Origin of the sequence: Spongiactinospora sp. 9N601 (genome assembly GCF_044326295.1) — a bacterium.
Classification (GTDB): domain Bacteria; phylum Actinomycetota; class Actinomycetes; order Streptosporangiales; family Streptosporangiaceae; genus Spongiactinospora; species Spongiactinospora gelatinilytica.
Genome location: NZ_JBIRBB010000021.1, coordinates 128,158 through 147,567, shown reverse-complemented (window position 1 = coordinate 147,567; position 19,410 = coordinate 128,158). Strand labels below are relative to the sequence as shown.

The window sequence follows — 19,410 nt, the reverse complement described above, 5'->3', positions numbered from 1 at the left end:
CCGGCCGGCGCACCCGGTCCATGCACCACCTCACCCCGGCCGGCCGCGCCCTCGCCTGACGGTGGCCGCACTGCGGCAGCGGGGCGGCTGGTACCGGCCGGCGACCAGCCGGCCCTGCTCCGTCCGACGGGCTCGTCGACACTCGTCCTGGAGGTCGCCAGGGCGAGGTGAGGCTCTCACGTCGTGTGAATGCGCACCGCCTGAAGGTTGGCCAGCTCGTACACCCCCCACTTGCCGAGCTCGCGCCCATGGCCGCTGGCCTTGACCCCGCCGGTGGGAAGGCGCGGATCGGTCGCGGAGATCGTGTTGATGAAGACGGCCCCGGCATGGATTCGCGTGCTCACGGAGGCGGCGTGATCGTCGTCGGTGCTCCACAGGCTGCTGCTCAGCCCGTAGCGTGAAGAGTTGGCGATGGCGATCAACTCGTCGTCGTACGCGCCGGTCGTGAGCACGCCGAGCGGACCGAACGTCTCCTCGGAGAGGAGAACGGAGTCGCGCCCGTCCACCTCGACGACCGACGGCGAGAACCACGCGCCGCGGGAACTTTCGGGCGCTTCGGCCTGGGCGATCACCCGGGCTCCGGCCGCCAGGGCCTGGGCACGTTGCTCGCGTAGCACGTCGCGCAGGTCATGGCGCGCGAGCGGCCCGACGTCAATGGTCTCGTCCGCCGGGTTGCCGACCCTCAGCTCGCGAACGTGCGGGACCAATGCCTCCACGAACGCGTCACGCACGTCACGGTGGACGAGGATCCGCTTTGCGGCGATGCAGCTCTGCCCGTTGTTGAGGAACCGGGATCGCACCGCGGCGGCAGCCGCGGCGGGGACGTCCGCGTCGGCCAAGACGATGAACGGGTCAGATCCGCCGAGCTCCAGCACGCACTTCTTGAGCGCGGCGCCGGCGCGCGCGCCGACAAGGGCGCCCACCCGATCGCTGCCGGTGAAGGTGACGGCGGCGACTCGGCCGTCACCGATGATGTCCGATGCCGTGGCCGGGTCGACGACGACGGCCTGCAGGACGCCGGGGCCGAACGCGTCCAGGAACGCCTTCTCGATCGCCATCGCGTTTCCCGTGACGGACTCCGCGTGCTTGAGCACGACGGTATTACCGGCCGCGATCGCAGGCAGCATCGCGCGGATCACCTGCCACCACGGGTAGTTCCATGGGAGGAGCGCGAACACCACTCCGAGCGGCATGACCCGGACGATCGCGGTGTCGCCGTCTACGTCGAAGATCTCCGGCCGCAGAATCTCGGGAAGCCGCCCGGAGTAGTAGCGGCAGGCGGCGACGCACTTGTCGATCTCGGCTCGCGCCTGCGTGATCGGCTTGCCCATCTCAAGGGTGATGAGCGTCGCGAGCGGCTCCCGCCCCTCCGTGAGGAGGTCGCCGAGCCGTCCGATCGCGGTGACGCGTTCCTCCAGGCGGGACCGTTCCCAGCGCGAGGCCGCGGCGACGTCGAGCACCCGGTCGATGACCTGGGGAGTCGTGTACGGGTAGAAGTCCAGCTCGTCGCCCGATGCCGGGTCGACGGTGACAATGCCGGCGTCCGCGCGCGTCATACCGCGTTCCCCGCCTCACGCAGCCAGAGCGCGAACCGGCCCGTGATCGAGACCGGGTCGATCAGCAGCTTCTCGACACCCTCGGCGTTCCCTGGCTCGATACGGGCGTGCAGGAACGCCGGTTCCGGCACGGCGAGCAGTTCGTTGAAGGCGGCGCTCAGCCCGCTGGTGGTGTCGGCCGAGCGCGTGGCCCAGCCCGCGGCTGCCGCCAGCTTCTCCAGGTCGACTCTCGATGAGTAGGTCGGCAGGGCCCCGGTCGATGCGTACACCCCGTTGTCGAGGACGACGAGGAGCAGGTTGCCGGGCGCGAGGTAGCCGCCGGTCGGCAAGACGTTCGGGTTCATGAGCAGCGAACCGTCCCCTTCGACGCAGACGACCTTGGGCACGGACGGGCCCACGCTGAGCGCCAGCCCGGTCGCCACCGATCCCGCCAGGCCCATCGAGTCGAGGAGGTAGAGGTGGTTGTCGCCGTCCTTCACCGACGCCAGCTCCCGGCTCGTCGCCGCGCAGGTCACGACGACGGGATGCCGGCTCGTCAGGCTCACCAGTACTTCGAGTGCTTCGATGCGCTTCATCACGCGACCTTCCCGTCGGTGTTCCAGAACGACCCGAGGACCACCACAGGCCGATACGTCATGACCGCGTGCACCCCGGCCTCCTGCACGGCGTCCTGCCAGTCCTCGGGGCCGCTCCTGCGATCCAGCTCGATGACGGGAAGTCCGGCGGCGCGCAGGATGGCCGGCACGGGCTGGCTGATGGAGTGGATCATCGAGTTGTACTCGCCGAGGCCGCCGCGGGTGTTGGCGAAGACGAGCAGCGGCAGGTGGTAGGCGAGCGTGAACGTCGTGAGCGCCGTGAGCGCGTTGCCGAAGCCGTTGTCCTGCATGACCACGGCGCCGAGTTCGCCGGTGAACGCCACCGCTCCCATCACGCCGATCGCCTCTTCCTCCCGCGAGAGCGGCGTGACGCGCGGCGAGACGCCGTTCGCCCCGTCATCCGACGCGACCAGCGAGTTGATGATCGGCGCCACTGTCACGGACGGGATGTACCCGACACGTGCCGTGCCGGCCGACCAGATGCCGTCGGCGACGGCTTTCGCGTATGTCATGGGTGTGATTCCTCCAAGTAGGGAAGGGCGAGGGCGCCGGCGAGAAGGCCAGGATCGATGTTGCCGCCGGACACGACCGCGACGGCTCGCCCGAACCCGCCGGGCTCCGAGAGGTAGGCGGCGACACCGAGGGCGCCGCTCGGCTCGACGACGAGACGGGAACGACGGGCGAGCACCGCGACCGCGGCCAGGATCTCGCGCTCGCTCACCGTGACGATCGCATCGACCGTCGCCTGGATGAGCGGGAACGTCAGCTCACCGACCACTGGTGTCCGCGTCCCGTCGGCGATCGTGCGCGAGGTGTCCTCCGCGTTCCACGGAATCCGGCGGCCGGCCGCGAGGGAGTCACGCGCGTCGGCGGCCAGTTCCGGTTCTACGCCGATGACCCGCGTACCTGGTGACACCTGCTTGACCGCCACGCCGACCCCGGAGATCAGCCCGCCCCCGCCGATCGGCACCAGTACCGTGTCGATTTCGTCGAGCTCTTCGAGGAACTCCAGGGCGAGCGTCCCCTGCCCGGCGATCACGTCGGCATGGTCGAACGGCGGGATCATCGCCATCCCGCGGTCGGCCCGCACCTCCTCGGCGACCGGCTCGCGGCGGGCGGCGGGAGCGAAGATCACGTCGGCGCCGAGCTCCCTGGTCGCGTTCACCTTGACCTGCGCCGCGGCCTCCGGCATGACGATGACCGCAGGAACCCCGGCTGCTCGCGCGGCCCAGGCGACGGCCTGGCCGTGGTTCCCGCTCGAATGCGTGACCACCCCGCGCGCCCGCGCCTCCGGGCGGAGCCGCCGTACCGCGTTGAGCGCGCCACGGATCTTGAACGCACCGATCGGCTGGAGGCTCTCGGCCTTCAGATACAGCTCCCCCCGAGCCCAGGGCGCTGCGAGCAGCGGCGTCCGGACGACGCCGCCGGCGATCCGGGCCCGCGCTTCGACGATGTCGGAAGCCGTGACCGTCATGGCTTCGGGCCCCGTACGGCGATCGCGTCGAGCTCGACGCGGGCCCCGTAGGGCAGTTCCGCGACGGCGATGCACGTGCGTGCGGGCAGCGGTTCCGGCAGCGACTGCTGGTACGCCTGGTCCATGGCGTTCCGGTCGGACATGGATGCCAGGTAGACCGTGATCTTCGCGACGTCTTCGAGGCCGAGGCCCGCCGAGGCGAGCCGGGCTCGCAGGTTCGTGACGGCCTGCCGGGTCTCGTCGGCGACGCCGCCGCCGACGAGCGCCCCGTTGGCCAGACCCAGTTGCCCGGAGATGAAAACGAGCCCTCCGGAGGCTTCGCGAACCGGGCTGTACGGGTGCCGCGCCTGCGCGGGGCTGGTGGGGGCCGAGTCGGTCATCATTTTCCTTACAGCGTCAGAGGTGGCCGAGAGAGGTGGTCTCCGTGCCGGCGCCGGCTTTGCCGCGCACCTTGCGGACCAGGATCGCCGCCGGGATCGCGGCCAGGACGAACACGCCGCCGACGGTGGCGATGTAGGCGTAGATGCCGGTCGCCGAGTTCACCGTCTCGCCGTCGACGACGATGGCCGTCTGGCCGAGGATCGCGGATCCGACGAAGTTCATCGTCACCGCGCCGATGGCGACCATGAACATGACCATGCTGGAGACCGTGGCCTGCCGCGCCTTCGGGGCGAGGATCGAGGCCAGGTTGAACGCGGAGGTCATGAGGTTGCCGGCCGTCATGCTCAGCAGGAACGAGGCCGGTACGGCGACGGCGAGGTTGCTCGGGCCGCCGCCGAAGAGCATCAGCGCGGTGCCGGCCGTTCCGGTCAGGACGCCCACCGCCAGGCACCGCGCGGGGCCGATGCGGGTGGCGAGGACCCCGGCGCCGATACCGCCGAGCACGATGCCGATGGACGGGATGCCGAACATCAGCCCGAGCGCGAGAGGGCTGGCGAGACCGTATCCCAGCCCCTGCTCGGGCGAGACCTCCAGGAGCATGCTGATCAGCTGCAGCTTGCTCTGATAGGCGCCCGTGCCCATGACGACCACGAGCAGCATGACCCCGAACACGAGGGAGATGCCGCGAACGTTGATGATGGGCTCCGGCCTGCGGCTGAGCACCAGGAACCAGAACAGCAGGGCGGCGACACCCGCCGCGAGCACCAGCAGCGACACCACACCCAGCCAGCCGAAGACCTGGCCGAGGCTGATGTAGCCGAGCACACCCGCGACACCGAGGGCGAGGACGAGCGCGCCCGTGACATCGACCTTGCCGGGCGTCCGGCTCCCCCTGTCGGGTACGAGCAGGCGGACCAGCAGCGCGGCGAGGGCCGCGAACGACGTGGAGATCACGAAGACGGCCTGCCAGCCGAAGGCCTCGATCGCCGGCGCCACGACGAACGGCGTCACGATGCCGAACGCGGCCGACCCGGCCGTCACGATTCCCGTGACCACCATGGAGAATTTCGGCTCGAAGATATCGCGGACGATGGCGACCGAGAGGAACAGCGCCGCCACGACAGCACCCTGCAGGAGGCGTCCCAGCACGAACACGCCGAGGTTCGGCGCGGACAGGCACACGAGCCCGCCGAGCGCCGCGACGAGCAGTGTGGCCACGAGCACCTTGCGCTTACCGTAGATGTCCGCGCTCTTGCCCAGCAGCGGCGACCACAGGGCGCCGGCGAACATCGCACTCGAGCCGATCCAGGCGAACTGATCGGTGCCGAAGGCCCGCGCCAGGTCGGGGAGCACGTACGTCGGCGCCCCGATCGCGCTGTCGACCATGACGTTGACGAGGACAAGGATCGCGACATAGCCGATGACCCGAGGTTTCCATCCGTCATGGAGCACGACCGCCGGCCTGCCGGCCGTGGTGGGTGGGCTGAGATCGGTCATGAGTGCTTTCTCTCTGTGCTGGGCGCCTCAACGGTGGAATCGTCAAGACAGGTGGTGCGCACGACGCCCTGCTGGGCGACGAGGGTGATGCGGGTGGGATCGCTGAGCGAGCGGATGTCGGCGAGCGGGTCCGCCGCGCACAGCACGATGTCGGCGAGGTGACCCGGCCGCAGGGCGCCCAGCCGGTCGTCGACGCCGAGCAGGCGAGCGCTGGTGGAGGTCGCCGCGCGGATGGCGTCCATCGGCGACATGCCCAGCTCCACCAGGTACGACAGCTCGTAGAGGTTCTGCCCGTGCGGCGTGATGCCGGCGTCCGTCCCGACCGCGATGTTCACCTTCCGCGCGATGGCACCGGCGAGGTTCTCCTTGGCGCGCTCGTTCCAGCGCAGCTTCTTCTGGTAGCGCCACGGCGCCGTCTTCTTCGGGTCCATCCGCTGGAAGAGCGGCGACAGGGTCGGTACGAGGAACGCGTCCCGCTCCCCGAGGAGGTCGCAGCCTTCGTCGTCGATGCCGAAGCCGTGCTCGACCGAGCGGACGCCGCCACGGATCGCGGCGAGGATGCCGGCTCGTCCCTGCGCGTGTGCGGCGACCGGGCGTCCGCCGTGCCGCCGCGCCTCGTCCACGACCGCCGCGATCTCATCGTCCAGCAGGTCCTGGTCATCGGGATCGTCATGGGCGCTGCTGATCCCGCCGCTCGTGCAGATCTTGACCACGTCGGCGCCGGCGCGCAGCATCCGGCGCGCGGCCTTGCGGACACCCGGTACGTCATCGGCGAGTTCGCAGTAGTCCAGGCCGAGACTCTTTCCGCTGGGCAGGGTGCCGTCGGCGTGCCCGCCGGTGTGGCTGATCACGCCGACCGACGTTTGCACGCGAGGCCCCGTGACCAGTCCGGCGACGACCGCGTCGCGGAACCCGGCGGGCAGGCCGCCCAGGTCCCGGACGGACGTGATTCCGGACGCGAGTGTCCGGCTCATGCGTTCGGCGGTCTGGAGGACGCCCATGACGGGGTTCGTCAGGAGGGCTGCTTCCACGAGCGACCGGTCGGAGGGGATCCCGAGGTGGGTGTGGCAGTCGAACAGCCCAGGAAGCAACGTTCCGCCTCGGCCGTCGATCGTCCTGACGTCCGCGTGCCCCGCGGGCGCCCGCGCCGCTGGACCCGCGTAGGCGATCCGGCCGTCGGCGTCGCACTCCAGTACGGCATCGTCCACCACATAAGGGCTGACGCCGTCGATGAGCCGCACGTTGTGGACCCGCAGCGCGGCCCCGTAGTTGAATCCCACTCGCCGACCTGTTCTCGCTCGCTCTGCTGTGACGAGCGACACAGTAGAGTGATTCTGCAATTCGGCCGCGAATCGCAGGAAACCTTCATCAGACCCCAGATATGTGCAGGAAATGTCAACCACATCATTTGACGAGCTGGATGTCGCCATCGTCGATGCCATGCGCTCTGCCCCGCGCGAGAGCTGGCGCAGGCTCGGGGAGGTGCTCGGGGTCGATCCGGTGACCGTGAGCCGCCGCTGGGCGCGCATGGAGTCCGAGGGCGTCGCCTGGGTCGCCGCCCATTTCTCGGGAAGCGCGACCCCGGCGTGCGCGCTGGTGGAGATCGACTGCGCGCCGGGGCGGATCAGCGAGGTGGCGCGCACCCTCGCCGAACACCCGCAGGCGGCCACCGTCAAGGTGACCAGCGGCGGCAGGGACGTGCTCGTGCTGGCGCAGGCGCCCCACCTCGCCTCGCTCTCGGGCTACCTCCTCAATCTGGTGGGCCAGGTGCCGGGAATCGCGAAGGTCCGCAGCCATGTGATCACCCGATCGGCCCTCGAAGCCAGCCGTTGGCGGGAGGGCGCGCTCGATCCCGAGCAGCGGCGTCGCCTCGGTTCCCATCCTCGGCCGCAGCCCGGCGAGGCCGACGGCATCGAGAAGACCGACCTGCGCATCGTCCGCGCGCTGCACGCCGACGGGCGGATGTCGTTCGAACGGCTCGCCGAGCACGTGGGCATCAGCCCGGTGTCCGTGCGCCGCCGGCTGTCGCGCCTGCAAGGGACCGGGCTCATCACCTTCCGCTGCGACGCCTCCCGGCATCTTTCCGGCCGGTCGGTTTCCGCGGTGTACTTCGGCTCGCTGGACATCCAGGACCTGGGCGCCGCGGAGGAACGCATTCGCTCGCTTCCGGGGGTTCGGGCCGCCACGTTCGTCGCCGGGCCCTTCAACATGATCGTCGACGCGTCGCTGCGAACGACGGCCGAGGTGCACGACCTCGAATGGCGCATGGGCCAGGAACTGCCGGCGCTGCGCATGCAGGACCGCTCGGTCGTGCTGAGCATGACCAAGCTGCTGGGACGCGTCCTGGACGCCGAGGGGCGATCCGTCCGCGCCGTGCCGCTCGTCTCCGAGGAGAACGGGTAGGGTCGAAATCCACACTGACTGGTGTACTTTTGCGGAGTCCGTCGAGCGACGACGGCCCCGCATGGAGGTAATGACATGGCATTCGATCCGGCCGAGCATTGGGAGGGCTACCTCGCCCCGCCCGCGTTCGAGGAGTACTCGGCCAGGTATGCGGACTTCTTCCGGATGAGGCGCGAAGGCGGCATCATCGAGGTTCGCCTGCACACGAACGACGGCCCGTACGCCCACACGCCGGCCGCACACAACGCGTGGACGCGCGTGTGGCAGGAGATCGGCAACGACCCCGAGAACCACGTGCTGATCATCACGGGCACCGGCGACAGGTGGATGACGGGCAACCCGAAGGGACTCAACCCCAAGCCCGCCTCCGACCTGGACCCGGACCACATCTACCAGCGCATGGCCGACGGCTGGAAGCTCATCGAGAGCTTCGTCAACAACATCGACATCCCGACGATCGCCGCCGTCAACGGCCCTGGGGTGCACACCGAGTTCGCGATGATGAGCGATGTCACGTTCGCGGCACCGGATGCCGACTTCATGGACCCGCACTTCTGGCTCGGCTCGCCGCCGGGAGACGGCCATGGCCTGGCGCTCCAGGCGCTGATGGGCCCCAAGCGCGCGGCTTACCACATCTACGCGGCCAAGTCGATCCCCGCGGACAAGGCTCTCGAATGGGGCATCGTCAGTGACGTGCTGCCCCGCGAGCAGCTCCTCGACCGGGCGTGGGAACTGGCTCGGTTCATCATGAAACGGCCACGTTACACCAGGTGGGCGACGCACAACATCGTCTCGCGGCACTGGAGGAAGCTGGTGGCCGAGGACTTCGGTTTCCACATGGCGCACCAGATGCTGGCCAACGTCGCCAGTAAGTCCCTGGTGCCCGACCCGGAGCTGCTGGCCGACTCCGATACCCGCAAGCTATTCTGACCTGCGGGTTCGGCGGGCCATCCGGATTCGTGTCGTCGAGCCCGGTCAGCCCCGGCGGGTTTCGCGGTCAGCGGTAGGCGCGAAGAAACGCGTCCACTCCGTCGGCGATGATCGCGACGATCTGTGCCTCGTTCACCGTGCCCGACGGGCCATCCTTGGCCGCGAGCTTCGCGAACCGCTCCTCAGCATGCGCTCCGGACGCTCGCGCACGGCCTCGGGCAGCCGGGGCGCCGGCCGTCCCAGGGAGGCCGGCCGGCGGAAGGTCGCGTAGCCCGGCGACGGGAACGCCTCGGTCGCCACCCGCGACGCGAACGCCGTCAGCGCGTCGCGCAGGTTCCGCCCTTCCGCGGGCCCCTCCTCGATCGCCCTCCGATGGACACATCTGCCCGGGCCGCGATGGCATCGACGCTGGTGAGCTCGTAACCCTCGGAGACGAACAGCGCCTCGGCGGCGTTCGGCATGGCGGCTCGCTTGTTCTGGAACCGCAGTACCTTGCCCGAATACTACACTGCACGGTGTAGTGTGCTTTTCTTGGAAGGCCGTATGCCCGTCGCAGGCGCGCCCAACAGGGCGAACAGGAGGAAATCGTGAGGATGCCCCCCATCTGTCCGAACGAACTGTCCGACGAGCAACGCCCGCTCGACGAACATGTCCGCCAGGTCATGGGCGGCCTGCGGACACCGTTCACCTCGACGGATGAGAGCGGCGCGCTCATCGGGCCGTTTCCCGTGATGCTGCGCTTTCCCGGACTCGCCCGGCCACTGCTGGAATGGTTCACGACCGTCACGAGCGGCAGCGTGCTTTCGCCGCGGGTGCGCGAGGTCGCCATCCTCACCACCGGTTCACGGTACGGCGCCGCCTACGAGCTCTACTCCCACAGCAGGATCGCGGCGGAGATCGGACTGCCGGACGGCGTCGTCGCGGGCCTGACCGCCGGGCAACGACCCGCGGGACTGACGCCGGAGGAGTCGGTCGCACACGATGTGGCGGCCCGCCTCTACACCGGCGCGCCGCTCCCAGGGGCGCTCTACCGCTCCGTGGTCGCCTGCTTCGGCGAGCACGGCACGGCGGAACTCGTCTTCCTGATCGCCCAGTACGCCGCGATCTCCATGGTCCTCAACGCCTACGACGTCCCACTGCCACCGGATGCGGAGTAACGCCCGATGCACACGGAACGCCAACAGTGATCGAACACTACGAGCGCCTGGGGCGCCTCGTCACGGACGCGACCGCCCAGATCGATGGCGAGTCGCCCTGGCTCGTGGTCGGCGCGGTGCCGATCCAGCCGACGCCGGTCGAGCTCGTCCCTGCGAGCGGCGATGAGCTGCGGCGCTGGCTCCAACAGCACGTCGCGGACTGGCCGGCACCGATCCCCATCGCATCCGAACAGCCGGCGACGTACGCGGACAAGCTGACCTTCCTACCATCGCGCAGCCCCGGCCGACCGGCCACCACGTACTATTGCGAACTCCACGCGGACGGCTCCGCGCTCGGCGCGCTGCAACTGGGAACACGTCGCGACAGCCCCACGGACGACAGCGAAGTCTGGGTGCTCGGCGAAGGCGCCATCGCGTGGATCACGATCGCCCTGCTGCGCCTCATGGCGGCCTTCGCCCATCGCACCATGGTCCTGGGCGAGGCCGCCGCCGAAGCGACCATCACCCCTGGTGCCGGCACGGCGATGGAGGTGTGGAACCACGCCGGCTCGATGTACGGACCGGCAGGAGGCCACCGGCTCTCCGAGGCCGTCTCCACGCGCCGCACGATCGACCTGGCCAGGTGCCTGTCGCCACACCTCACGATGACGGCACGACCACTCGTCCTCGACCTCCTCCGCCGGTTCGGCCTCTCCGGCTCACGCCACATCGACCCCAGCGGCGTGCTCCAGCGCGGGCACTTCACCGGATTCGACGAAGCGATCCGCGCATGGGCCGACGCGATCGGCGCCCCATCCGAACCGTGACCGCGGCGGCGCGGCACCGTGCCTGCCCGCCCTCCGCACCGAACTCCCGACCCGCGCTGTGATCACCACACATCCCTCGCGGGCCCGCCGCTCGCACGGGCTGTGGGGCCGCCTCCGCCTGGTCACGTCGGCCCACCCGCCGTCGATGTGCCGCCCGGTTGGGAAGATCACCGCTGCTTGCGAAGGTGCCAGGTCATTACTCTGGCGGCCCGGCCAAGAAGAAGGCCGAAGTCAACGGCTGACCAGGTAGCGCCGAAGCGTGTCGGCCCGGCGGCGATGTCGATGATCACGTTGCTGTATCCCGGGCCGCAGGAGCGGGCCAAGGCGCTGGGCATCTGGGGCGGCATCGCGGCCCTGGGCGCACCTCGGGCCTGGTGCTGTCCGGAGCGCTGAGCGACCTGGTGTCCTGGCGCGCGATCTTCCTGATCAACCTGCCCGTCGTCGCCGTGGCCCTGGTGCTGCTCCCCCGCCTGGTCCCCAAGTCGCGCGCCGAGGGCCGGCACCGCCTCGACGTTCCCGGGGCGGTCTTGGTCACCGGCGCCGCGGTGTCGCTGGTGTACGGCCTGCTGCGAGTCGGCGAGAGCGATTGGAGCGATCCGGTCGTCATCGGCGCCGTCGGGGTCGCCGCCCTGGCCCTCATGGGCTACGGGGGCGGCCTCACCGCGGGCGCGGTCTGCGTAGCGCTCGGCGCCCTGCTCATCGTCGTGCTGCCGCCGCGCCCCACCAGTAGGCACAAGCCCGACGGGCAGGTCACCGGCGGCCGAAGCACGCCCACGACCGCCCCCTCGTAGCTACCCCTCCTCGCTGTGGGCATCGTTGACCCATGGGGCGAGCCTGGGCCTGCGGCGGTCCGCAGCCGGCTTGATGAGGCCGTGGTGGTGGGCGTAGGAGACCGCGTGGATCCGGTCGCGCAGGTTCAGTTTGGCGAGAATCCGCGAGACGTGGGTCTTGACGGTCTCGTCGCCGATGCCGAGGTGATCGGCGATCTCGGCGTTGCTGTGGGCTTGGGCGAGCAGGAGCAGGACCTCACGTTCCCGCGTGGTGAGGAGGTCGAGGTCGGCCGTGGTGGGAGGCGGGGCGATACCGTCGGCGAGGCGGGCGCTGAGGCGGCGAGTGACCGAGGGATCGATGAGGGTTTCGCCGCGGGCGGCCACCCGGATGGCCGCGATCAGTTCCTCCGGTGGAAGGCTCTTCAGCAGGAACCCGCTGGCCCCTGCCCGCAGCGCACGATGGACGTAGGTGTCCTGATCGTAGGTGGTCAGCAGGATCACCCTGGTGGTGTTGGCCGGGTCGGCGAGGATCGCCTCCGCGGCGCGCAGGCCGTCCAGGCGCGGCATGCGGATGTCGATGATCGCCACGTCGGGACGCAGCCGCCGTACCTCGCTCACGGTCGCCTGTCCGTCCGACGCCTCCCCTGCGCACATCAGGTCGTCCTGGGTGTCCAGGACGGCACGCAGACCGGAGCGGAACATGGCGTGGTCGTCGGCGATCAGGACGCGCAAGGTCATACGGGGTCCAAAGGGAAGGTCACGGAGGTGATCCAGGTTCTGCCGTCAGGGGCGGGCCCGTAACTGGTCGAACCCGCGAACATGGTGACACGACTGCGGATGCCCTGCAGCCCGCGGTGCGGTGAGTCCGGCCGGACGCGGTTTCCCGTGACGAGGGGATTGGAGGTGGTCACGGTGAGGCCAAGGGGATCGTAGCGCAGGTCGACCTCCGCGACGCCGTCGGCGCCGTGCCGCAGCGCGTTGGTGAGCATCTCCTGCACCACCCGATAGGCGGCGATGTCCAGCGATTCCGGCAGCCGGGACGGGACGCCGCGGACGGTCACTCGCGCCCGCAGCCCGACGGTGCGCAGCGTGTCGAGAAGTTCGGGCAGGTTGTCCAGGCCGGGCTGGCTGTCCTCTCCGGCCGGGTTGCCGTGCAGGACGTCCAGCAGGCGCCGAAGGTCGAGCATGGCGGCCCGGCTGGAGGCCTCCACGGCGGCCAGCGATGCCGTCAGTTCCGGTGCGTTCGCCGCTGTCGCGGCCCGCATCCGGGCCACCCCGGCGTGCATGCCGATGGCGCTGACCTGGTGAGAGATCACGTCGTGCAGGTCACGGGCGATGCTGCTGCGCTCTTCGGCGATGGCCGTGGACAGCGCCCGCTCGGAGCGCTTCTCCATCTCGGCGATGTGCGCGCGGCGCGCGGTGGTGTACCGCCCGACGAGCCAGGGCAGCAGCGCGTCGCCCATGACGCCGTACAGGAACCCCCCGAGCTCGAGCGGCGCCCCTCCGAGGAGCGGCCGCATGACCACCACCGCGGTCAGGCACAGCAGGGACAGCGCGGCCGGTCCGCGGTTCAGCCAGGCGCCCGCCCGGTAGGCGGCGATGAGCAGGCCCGCCCTGTTCAGCAGCGGCGTCTGCAGCGGCCCGGCGGGCAGTGCCTGACCGGCGTGGGCGAAGAGTGCCGCGCCGACCGCCATGACGGCCGCCTGGGCGACGGCCACCACGCCCGACAGACGCGGCGCGCTGGCCAGGCCCGCATCCACCACGATGATCGCCACCAGAACGGCCCAGCTCCACATCGGATGGGAGGCGGATCTGGCGAAGAGGACGAAGGCCAGAGCATCCATCGCCAGCGTGACCGCGGCGATCACGATCGCCTGGCGGGTCAGCGACCCGCTGACGTCGCGGATGCGGACCGACTCCGCACCGCGCCCTTCCCTGCCGGGCACCGGACCCCTTCCGTCCTACGGCCCGCGGCCATGTGGGCGGGCGGACACAACATAATGCCTGTTCATGGACCATGGGTCAGTCCCCCGCCCGGGGGACCCCGCCTCCCCTGGCACCGTGACGACAGCGGCGGGCGGGCGTCCCTAGGCTGCGCGCACGATGAACGACACGCCCCCACGCCGCCTCGGCGCCGCGCTCGCCGTCCTGCTGAGCACTGTGACGCTGCTGCTCGCCGGCGGCCCCATGGCCGAAGCGGGCACCGCCGGTGGAGACGTCCAGGTCGCCCAGACGCTCGGTGACCGGGAACTGACCGTCATCCTGCGCCGGATCACCGGTGTGCCCGGGCCCCTGCATGTGGACGTGATCACCCATGCGGGCACGGCCGCCGGCCGTATCGAACTCGCGGTGGTCCCCACGGGCGTATCCGCGTCCGCGTCCGCTGCCTCGGCGGCGGGCACGACCGTGGACGCCGCGGTGGTCACGTTGGCCGGCCGGCCCGGAACCTACTCGGCGGTACTGGACGTCACCCAGGTCGGCCCATGGGAGCTGTCGCTCAGCGACGAGAAGCGGACCGCGACGATCCCCTTCATCGTGCCGAAGCAGCTCACCTCGCCGCCCGAAACCGCGGCCTATCTGGGCTTCGTCGGCGCCGGGCTCTTTGTCCTCGTCGCCGTTGTGGTCGCCGTGCGGGTGCGCCGCGGCTGGTGGGCGCTGGCGCCGGTCGGCGGTCTGGTCGCCTGCCTGACCGTGGCGGTCACCGGCGCGGTGCTGTCCGCCCGGCTGCCGCCGCCACCGTCCCAGGGAGGGCAGGTCGACGCCACCGTCGACGGCGTCAACGATCCCTATGCCGATGCCGGTCAGCAGACCGGCGACTACGCTCGCCCGCCGGGCACGATGGTGCTGTCGACCTCCACGACCCGGGCGGGGGAGGTCACCGATCTACGGTTGACCCTGTCCGACGCGTCCACCGGTCTGCCCTTGGATGATGTCGTCGTCCACGATGGAGGGCTGCTGCACCTGCTGGTCGTCGGCCCTTCTGGACGGTTGTGGCATCTGCACCCCGTAAGGACCGATGCCGGCGTGTTCGAGGTCCGGTTGCCCCTGCCCGAGGCCGGCCACTACGCCGTCTCCGCCGAGTTCGCCCGCCGGGGCGGCGGTGTCCAGCAGTTACGCTCCGCCTCCGGCATCGACGCGGTGTCCGCCGCCGGGCCTGCGGCGCCCGCCGACCTCCCGGTGGGAACCGGGTCGCGGACGGTGGCCGGCGTCCAGGTGCGGCTGACCGCGTCCGCCCTGGTGGCGGGCAAGGCCGCCGTACTGACCGCCCGCGTTGGCGACAGGGCGACGCTGCAACCCTGGCTCGGCATGCTCGGGCATCTGGTCGTGGCCGGCCCGCTCTCACCCGAGGCGGCGGCGGGTACGGCCACGCAGGGCGCCCAGGTGTGGGCCCACTCCCACTCCATGGGCGCGATGCCGGACGGCGCCCGCACGACGAGCGGACACTTGCACCGCGCGATGCCGGACGCACAGCGCACGACGAGCGGACACGTGCACGGCGCGACGCCGGACCCGTCCATGGGCTCGGGCATGCCGGCGATGAGCGGCCTGACCTCCGTCAACGGCGACAGCACCGCCGACGAGACCGTCGCCGCCTATGGCCCCGACGTCTCCTTCGTCTACACCTTTCCGACACCCGGCTTCTACCGAATCTGGATCCAGGCCGAACGCGACCACACCATCCTGACCGCCCCCTACCTGCTCCACGTCACCGGCACCGCGGAGCGGACCCCGTGAGCCGGCGCGTCCTGGTAGCCGCGGTGCTCCTGGCAGCGACCCTGCTCACCGCGTTGTCGGTGCACGCGCTGTGGACCCCGTGGCACGGTACGGCACAGCCCGCGTCCGATGCCCCGCAAGGCGCGGCGACGCTGACCGGCGGCACCGCCCACGAGACGGTGACCCTGACGGTTTCCACGCCCGTCACCGGCACCACCGCCGTCGATGTCCGGCTCGTACCGCGCGACAAAGCGGCGTACGCACTGGCCGGCGGGGCCGCACCGGTGGTCACGATCTCCGCGGTGCTGCCCACCGCGGGTCACGCCGTACCGGAGTACACCGCGGTGAGGACCGCGGACGACATCTACCACGTGGCAGACCTCCCGCTGATGATGGCCGGCCGTTGGCAGGTCCTGGTCGTCATCGATGCCGCCGGCCGCCACAGCAGGCTCGGCTTCCCCCTCACCGTCCCCCGTTGACTCCACCAGAAAGGACACGAGCCCGATGGCCCCTTCTCCCACCTCCACGTCCCCGCCGGCCGGTGCGTACGCCGTGCTGGCCGGCACCCTGTTGTCGCTGGTCGGCGTCAACTGGGACGTGCAATGGCACGTCGACGTCGGCCCGGACACCTTCTTCACCCTCCCCCACCTCCTGCTGTACAGCGGGAGCGCCGTCGCCGGTATCGCGAGCCTGGTGATGGTGCTGCGTGCGACCTTCGCTCAACGGGCCGGGCACGCACCCGATCCCGCCGTCGGCGGCAGTCCGGTCCGGGTTCTCGGCGGCACGTTCACCGCGCCGCTCGGTTACCTCATCGCCGGCACAGGCGGCGCGCTCTTCCTGCTGTACGGCCTGCTCGACCTGTGGTGGCACTCCCTGTACGGCTTCGACGCCGTGCTGGACTCCCCGCCTCACGTCGCCCTGTTCATCTCCATCAGCGTGACCATGGTGGGCAGCGTCATCGTCTTCGCCGCCGCCCGTGCCCAGCGCTGGGGCCGGATCGGGCTCATCGTCGGCATCCCCGTGCTGATCGTGTTCACTCCGCTCACCACCAGCGCCTTCAACAGGATCGGCCTGCCCGTCCCTCCCCAGCTCGCGGCCGGTGTCTTCTTCGCCGTCTGCTTCGTCCTGCTGGGGACGATGACTCTGCGCCGCCCGCGGGTGGCGCTGTTCATCGCGGTCGTCCTCGGCCTCATGCAAGTGTTCCTGTGGTGGTTCTCGCCGTGGGCCGCGAGGGTCTACGCCGGCTACGTCGGGTTGCCGCTGCGCGACAACCTCATGGACGTCCCGCCTGTGCTGCCGTCCGGTATCCCGATGTTCATGCTGGCCGCGGCACTGGTGATCGAGGGCCTGCTCAGGCTGGGACGCGGGCGCGGATGGCCGGCCCGGTGGCTGCCCCAGCTCACCGGTGCCGCCGGCGGCGTGGTGGTGAGCGTGTCGCTGCTCGTGCAGACGTCGATGCTCCGCGCCGGAGGGCCGATGGGCCGGTCGGCCACGTCCTTGACCGCCATGGCGACCCACGTGCTCGTCGGGCTGGCGTTCGGTGCGCTGGCCGGATTCCTCGCCGCCCGATTCGCGGTCCTGCTGCGCCTCAACGCCCCCGCCGCCGCCGACCAGGAAGGCCGCTGAACCGATGCGCTACAGAACACTCCTCACGCTGTGCGTCACCAGCGCGGCCGTGCTTCTCACCGCCCGGCCCGCGCAGGCCGAGCCGGTGTACGCCCCGGTCGAGATCGTCCACACCGAGCAGGTGCAGGCCGGCCCCTACCACCTGACCATCGGCTTCTCCACCTGGCCGCTGCGCGCCATGCAGTCGCTGGACTTCACCTTCATCCCGGACGGCGGGCTGACCGGCAAGTCCGGCACCCTCAGCATGACCGGCCCCGGCATGAACCCGGGAATGCGCGGGGCGCCCGCGCTGTCCCGCCATCCACGCAAACGGGACGTCTGGGGCCTCGACATCCAGGCGCTGCCCACGGCCGGGCAGTGGAGCTTCACCTTCACCATCAACGGCCCGAAAGGGCAGGGCACGGGCACGCTCGGCAACCTCACGGTCCTGGAACAGCCCGGCCCGCCGCTGGCACTGAGCTGGACGCTGTGCACGCTGCCCGTACTCGGGCTGATCGCCTTCCTGGCCGCCGCCTGGCGGCGGCACCGCCCCTCCCGCCATCTCGCGAAGCTGGGCGTCTGACAGCTCGGTGATCTGCTCACGATGGGATCGTTTCAGTCGAGGATCTGCACGTACCCCTCGGTTGCCTGAACGCAGATCCGCTGGCCGTCCCAGATCAGCTGGGCGGCCCGGCCCGCACCACACCCACGACGGCCGGCAGACCGTACTCCCGCGGTCCGATGTGAGGATCCGGGGCGGCGTGAGCGCCTGATACGAGCGGAACGCCTCCTTCCTGCGCGGAATGAGTTCGGCGTCCATGTCGCCGGTGCCGTGATGTGCTCACCATCTGGTCCTCAGGGGATATGGTCCGGCGTCCGCTGTCCCGGCGTACCGCAACGGCCGAATCGGCTGCTATGCGGGTCAGGGTGGCGACGCAGATCTTGCCGGTAGGGCCGGGCGGTAGTTCGGGCAAGAGCAGAAAGTGTTCTGGGAGTTTGCGTGACTCAAGGCCGCGTTCGTCTCGCAGGTAAGCGGTCAGGGCGGCGGGGACGGTGTCGGCACGTTCGGTGTCGCTATGCACACGCACATCTGTTCGCCCAGATCATCGTCGGAGATGGGGATACAGCACACGTCCGCGACGGCGGGTGGGGGGCGAGTTCCCGCTCCACTTCCAGCGGGCGACAGGGTGAGCCCGCCCTGGCCACGACGCGCCTGATTCGGTCGAGAATCCACAAGGTGCCATCGGCGTCCAGGCGGCCCAGGTCGCCGGTACGGCCCCATCCGCCGGGGGCCCGGTGCCGGTCGTCCAGTTCGGGGGCGGCCACATGACACAGCGGGGTCATCGGGCCCACGGCCCAGATCTCGCCCGCCGTCCCGGCTGGTGCGGGTCTTCCGTCGGCGTTCGCGGATGGTCATGTGCGCCACGGTGCGGTCGGGGCGTCCGGCCGGCCCCGGCCGCCAGCTACCGGGGCCGCGGCCCGTGTGGCAGTTCACCTCGTCGGTAGAGCCGTACACGTTGATCACCGGCCGGTCGAACCGACGCCTGCGGCGTCCCACATCGCCTGATACAGCGGCACCGCCGGCGATCCGGCGGATGGACGGCCGGCTGGCGGTTCGGCTGACGCCTTTCCATGGGTGTCCTGTGAAGACCGCTACGATGACGCCTTGGCCGGCGTGAAGGCACCAGTGCCATTCCAGTCTCGGTAGCCTGCCTTCACACAGGCCTCCGGCAACATGGAACACATTCCCAGTGTCGGCTGCGCGGCGGGGTACTGCGGAGCCGACCGGCCGCGTCCATCCCAGTCAGCAGCGCACCGGGGCGCTTCCGATCCACTAGCAGGGCACTGCCCCGGCCGACCGCCCAGGCCGCCGTACAAACCGACACACAGCAAACGCGTGAAGACTGACGGACGGGCCAGTCTGGGGAATGACACCAGAGCGAACAGTCCGTACCTTCTGTCCCACTATGCTTGGTTGCGATGGACTGGGTAGCGGATCTTCCCCCGGCGGTCCAGCGGATCAGTTCGGTGCTGGCCGGGTGGCGGACCGCCCGGACATCGAGGCGTGTGCTGTTTGTCATCCATAGCCTTACAGCCGCGACCAGGCTAGCCGACCTTCTTCCTATTTTCCAGGACCAGCGTATCCAGCTATATTGCACACAGACCAGCGACTCCATGTTCCCGTCCGGCGTCGAGAAATTCATGCAAGACCGAGGCTTTCTTTGCCTGACTTGGGAGCAGGCGATCGCCCTGGAATTCCATGCGGTGATTACCGCCAGCCTGGGCGATAACCTGCATGAGATTCAGTCGCCCATATTGCGAATTTCTCACGGGAATGGCTACAATAAACGCTGGATCAGCGATCAGCGATCAGCGATCAGCGATCAGCGATCAGCGATCAGCGATCAGCGATCAGCGATCAGCGATCAGCGATCAGCGATCAACAATCAACAATCAACAATCAACAATCAACGTTTGGCCTGTCTGCCGACACGCTGAAACACCACGAACGAATCGTTCC

General features: G+C 70.0%; 20 protein-coding genes. 10 read left to right on the top strand and 10 right to left on the bottom strand.

Annotated elements, in window-relative coordinates; translation table 11 throughout:
• Positions 1–176: 176 nt before the first annotated feature.
• Genes ACH34R_RS37570 through ACH34R_RS37540 form a run of 7 tightly spaced genes read right to left on the bottom strand, consistent with a single transcriptional unit; the run spans position 177 to position 6,784 of the window.
• The gene (locus tag ACH34R_RS37570) at positions 177–1,556 is read right to left on the bottom strand and encodes an aldehyde dehydrogenase family protein (protein ID WP_397566351.1); all 1,380 of its coding nucleotides are present in this window, start codon (positions 1,554–1,556) and stop codon (positions 177–179) included.
• On the bottom strand, positions 1,553–2,131 hold the full coding sequence (locus tag ACH34R_RS37565) for a thiamine pyrophosphate-dependent enzyme (RefSeq protein ID WP_397566350.1): 579 nt from the start codon (positions 2,129–2,131) through the stop codon (positions 1,553–1,555). The genes ACH34R_RS37570 and ACH34R_RS37565 overlap by 4 nt, the downstream gene beginning before the upstream one ends.
• On the bottom strand, positions 2,131–2,664 hold the full coding sequence (locus ACH34R_RS37560; RefSeq protein WP_397566349.1) for a hypothetical protein: 534 nt from the start codon (positions 2,662–2,664) through the stop codon (positions 2,131–2,133). The genes ACH34R_RS37565 and ACH34R_RS37560 overlap by 1 nt, the downstream gene beginning before the upstream one ends.
• Positions 2,661–3,626, bottom strand: a complete 966-nt coding sequence (locus ACH34R_RS37555) for a threonine/serine dehydratase (protein WP_397566348.1) — start codon at positions 3,624–3,626, stop codon at positions 2,661–2,663. The genes ACH34R_RS37560 and ACH34R_RS37555 overlap by 4 nt, the downstream gene beginning before the upstream one ends.
• A complete protein-coding gene (locus ACH34R_RS37550; protein ID WP_397566347.1) occupies positions 3,623–4,006 on the bottom strand; it encodes a RidA family protein in 384 nt (127 codons plus the stop codon). Before ACH34R_RS37550 ends, ACH34R_RS37555 begins: the two co-directional genes overlap by 4 nt.
• A 16-nt stretch (positions 4,007–4,022) precedes the next feature.
• Complete coding sequence (locus ACH34R_RS37545; RefSeq protein ID WP_397566346.1) at positions 4,023–5,504, bottom strand: MFS transporter; 1,482 nt, start codon at positions 5,502–5,504, stop codon at positions 4,023–4,025.
• Entirely contained in the window at positions 5,501–6,784 is a 1,284-nt protein-coding gene (locus ACH34R_RS37540; RefSeq protein ID WP_397566345.1) for an amidohydrolase family protein, read from the bottom strand. The genes ACH34R_RS37545 and ACH34R_RS37540 overlap by 4 nt, the downstream gene beginning before the upstream one ends.
• Before the next feature lie 112 nt (positions 6,785–6,896).
• On the opposite strand from ACH34R_RS37540, the gene ACH34R_RS37535 reads away from it, so the two are divergent.
• Positions 6,897–7,907, top strand: a complete 1,011-nt coding sequence (locus tag ACH34R_RS37535) for an Lrp/AsnC family transcriptional regulator (protein ID WP_397566344.1) — start codon at positions 6,897–6,899, stop codon at positions 7,905–7,907.
• Positions 7,908–7,982: 75 nt separating this feature from the next.
• Positions 7,983–8,837 carry an enoyl-CoA hydratase/isomerase family protein gene (locus ACH34R_RS37530; RefSeq protein ID WP_397566343.1) on the top strand — a complete coding sequence of 285 codons (855 nt, stop codon included), beginning with the start codon at positions 7,983–7,985 and terminating at the stop codon, positions 8,835–8,837.
• 317 nt (positions 8,838–9,154) lie between these two features.
• Here the strand turns inward: ACH34R_RS37530 and ACH34R_RS37525 are convergent, their stop codons facing one another.
• On the bottom strand, positions 9,155–9,298 hold the full coding sequence (locus tag ACH34R_RS37525) for a TetR family transcriptional regulator (RefSeq protein ID WP_397566342.1): 144 nt from the start codon (positions 9,296–9,298) through the stop codon (positions 9,155–9,157).
• A gap of 126 nt (positions 9,299–9,424) precedes the next feature.
• Between ACH34R_RS37525 and ACH34R_RS37520 the strand changes: the two genes are divergently transcribed.
• The 3 genes from ACH34R_RS37520 to ACH34R_RS37510 all read left to right on the top strand — a co-directional run bounded on the left by ACH34R_RS37520 (position 9,425) and on the right by ACH34R_RS37510 (position 11,591).
• Positions 9,425–9,994: a carboxymuconolactone decarboxylase family protein gene (locus tag ACH34R_RS37520; RefSeq protein WP_397566341.1), complete on the top strand. Its 570-nt coding sequence runs from the start codon at positions 9,425–9,427 to the stop codon at positions 9,992–9,994.
• A gap of 26 nt (positions 9,995–10,020) precedes the next feature.
• Entirely contained in the window at positions 10,021–10,800 is a 780-nt protein-coding gene (locus ACH34R_RS37515) for a hypothetical protein (RefSeq protein ID WP_397566340.1), read from the top strand.
• Positions 10,801–11,174: 374 nt separating this feature from the next.
• Entirely contained in the window at positions 11,175–11,591 is a 417-nt protein-coding gene (locus tag ACH34R_RS37510; RefSeq protein ID WP_397566339.1) for a hypothetical protein, read from the top strand.
• Here the strand turns inward: ACH34R_RS37510 and ACH34R_RS37505 are convergent, their stop codons facing one another.
• Positions 11,592–12,308, bottom strand: a complete 717-nt coding sequence (locus ACH34R_RS37505; protein ID WP_397566338.1) for a response regulator — start codon at positions 12,306–12,308, stop codon at positions 11,592–11,594.
• On the bottom strand, positions 12,305–13,516 hold the full coding sequence (locus ACH34R_RS37500) for a sensor histidine kinase (protein WP_397566337.1): 1,212 nt from the start codon (positions 13,514–13,516) through the stop codon (positions 12,305–12,307). Before ACH34R_RS37500 ends, ACH34R_RS37505 begins: the two co-directional genes overlap by 4 nt.
• A 157-nt stretch (positions 13,517–13,673) precedes the next feature.
• On the opposite strand from ACH34R_RS37500, the gene ACH34R_RS37495 reads away from it, so the two are divergent.
• The 5 genes from ACH34R_RS37495 (at position 13,674) to ACH34R_RS37475 (ending at position 19,388) form a co-directional block, all read left to right on the top strand.
• Positions 13,674–15,305, top strand: coding sequence for a hypothetical protein (locus ACH34R_RS37495; RefSeq protein ID WP_397566336.1), 1,632 nt, complete (start codon positions 13,674–13,676; stop codon positions 15,303–15,305).
• Complete coding sequence (locus tag ACH34R_RS37490; protein WP_397566335.1) at positions 15,302–15,763, top strand: hypothetical protein; 462 nt, start codon at positions 15,302–15,304, stop codon at positions 15,761–15,763. Before ACH34R_RS37495 ends, ACH34R_RS37490 begins: the two co-directional genes overlap by 4 nt.
• A gap of 25 nt (positions 15,764–15,788) precedes the next feature.
• Positions 15,789–16,910 carry a hypothetical protein gene (locus tag ACH34R_RS37485; protein ID WP_397566334.1) on the top strand — a complete coding sequence of 374 codons (1,122 nt, stop codon included), beginning with the start codon at positions 15,789–15,791 and terminating at the stop codon, positions 16,908–16,910.
• A 4-nt stretch (positions 16,911–16,914) separates the two neighbouring features.
• Entirely contained in the window at positions 16,915–17,472 is a 558-nt protein-coding gene (locus tag ACH34R_RS37480; RefSeq protein ID WP_397566333.1) for a hypothetical protein, read from the top strand.
• Between the two features lie 1,397 nt (positions 17,473–18,869).
• On the top strand, positions 18,870–19,388 hold the full coding sequence (locus ACH34R_RS37475) for a hypothetical protein (RefSeq protein WP_397566332.1): 519 nt from the start codon (positions 18,870–18,872) through the stop codon (positions 19,386–19,388).
• Positions 19,389–19,410 lie beyond the last annotated feature (22 nt).

Coding starts and splice junctions, on each gene's coding strand:
- ACH34R_RS37495 (WP_397566336.1), top strand. CDS start 13,674: ATGAACGACACGCCCCCACGCCGCCTCGGCGCCGCGCTCGCCGTCCTG.
- ACH34R_RS37530 (WP_397566343.1), top strand. CDS start 7,983: ATGGCATTCGATCCGGCCGAGCATTGGGAGGGCTACCTCGCCCCGCCC.
- ACH34R_RS37535 (WP_397566344.1), top strand. CDS start 6,897: ATGTCAACCACATCATTTGACGAGCTGGATGTCGCCATCGTCGATGCC.
- ACH34R_RS37480 (WP_397566333.1), top strand. CDS start 16,915: ATGCGCTACAGAACACTCCTCACGCTGTGCGTCACCAGCGCGGCCGTG.
- ACH34R_RS37570 (WP_397566351.1), bottom strand. CDS start 1,556: ATGACGCGCGCGGACGCCGGCATTGTCACCGTCGACCCGGCATCGGGC.
- ACH34R_RS37545 (WP_397566346.1), bottom strand. CDS start 5,504: ATGACCGATCTCAGCCCACCCACCACGGCCGGCAGGCCGGCGGTCGTG.
- ACH34R_RS37475 (WP_397566332.1), top strand. CDS start 18,870: ATGGACTGGGTAGCGGATCTTCCCCCGGCGGTCCAGCGGATCAGTTCG.
- ACH34R_RS37550 (WP_397566347.1), bottom strand. CDS start 4,006: ATGACCGACTCGGCCCCCACCAGCCCCGCGCAGGCGCGGCACCCGTAC.
- ACH34R_RS37560 (WP_397566349.1), bottom strand. CDS start 2,664: ATGACATACGCGAAAGCCGTCGCCGACGGCATCTGGTCGGCCGGCACG.
- ACH34R_RS37525 (WP_397566342.1), bottom strand. CDS start 9,298: ATGCCGAACGCCGCCGAGGCGCTGTTCGTCTCCGAGGGTTACGAGCTC.
- ACH34R_RS37565 (WP_397566350.1), bottom strand. CDS start 2,131: ATGAAGCGCATCGAAGCACTCGAAGTACTGGTGAGCCTGACGAGCCGG.
- ACH34R_RS37505 (WP_397566338.1), bottom strand. CDS start 12,308: ATGACCTTGCGCGTCCTGATCGCCGACGACCACGCCATGTTCCGCTCC.
- ACH34R_RS37555 (WP_397566348.1), bottom strand. CDS start 3,626: ATGACGGTCACGGCTTCCGACATCGTCGAAGCGCGGGCCCGGATCGCC.
- ACH34R_RS37485 (WP_397566334.1), top strand. CDS start 15,789: ATGGCCCCTTCTCCCACCTCCACGTCCCCGCCGGCCGGTGCGTACGCC.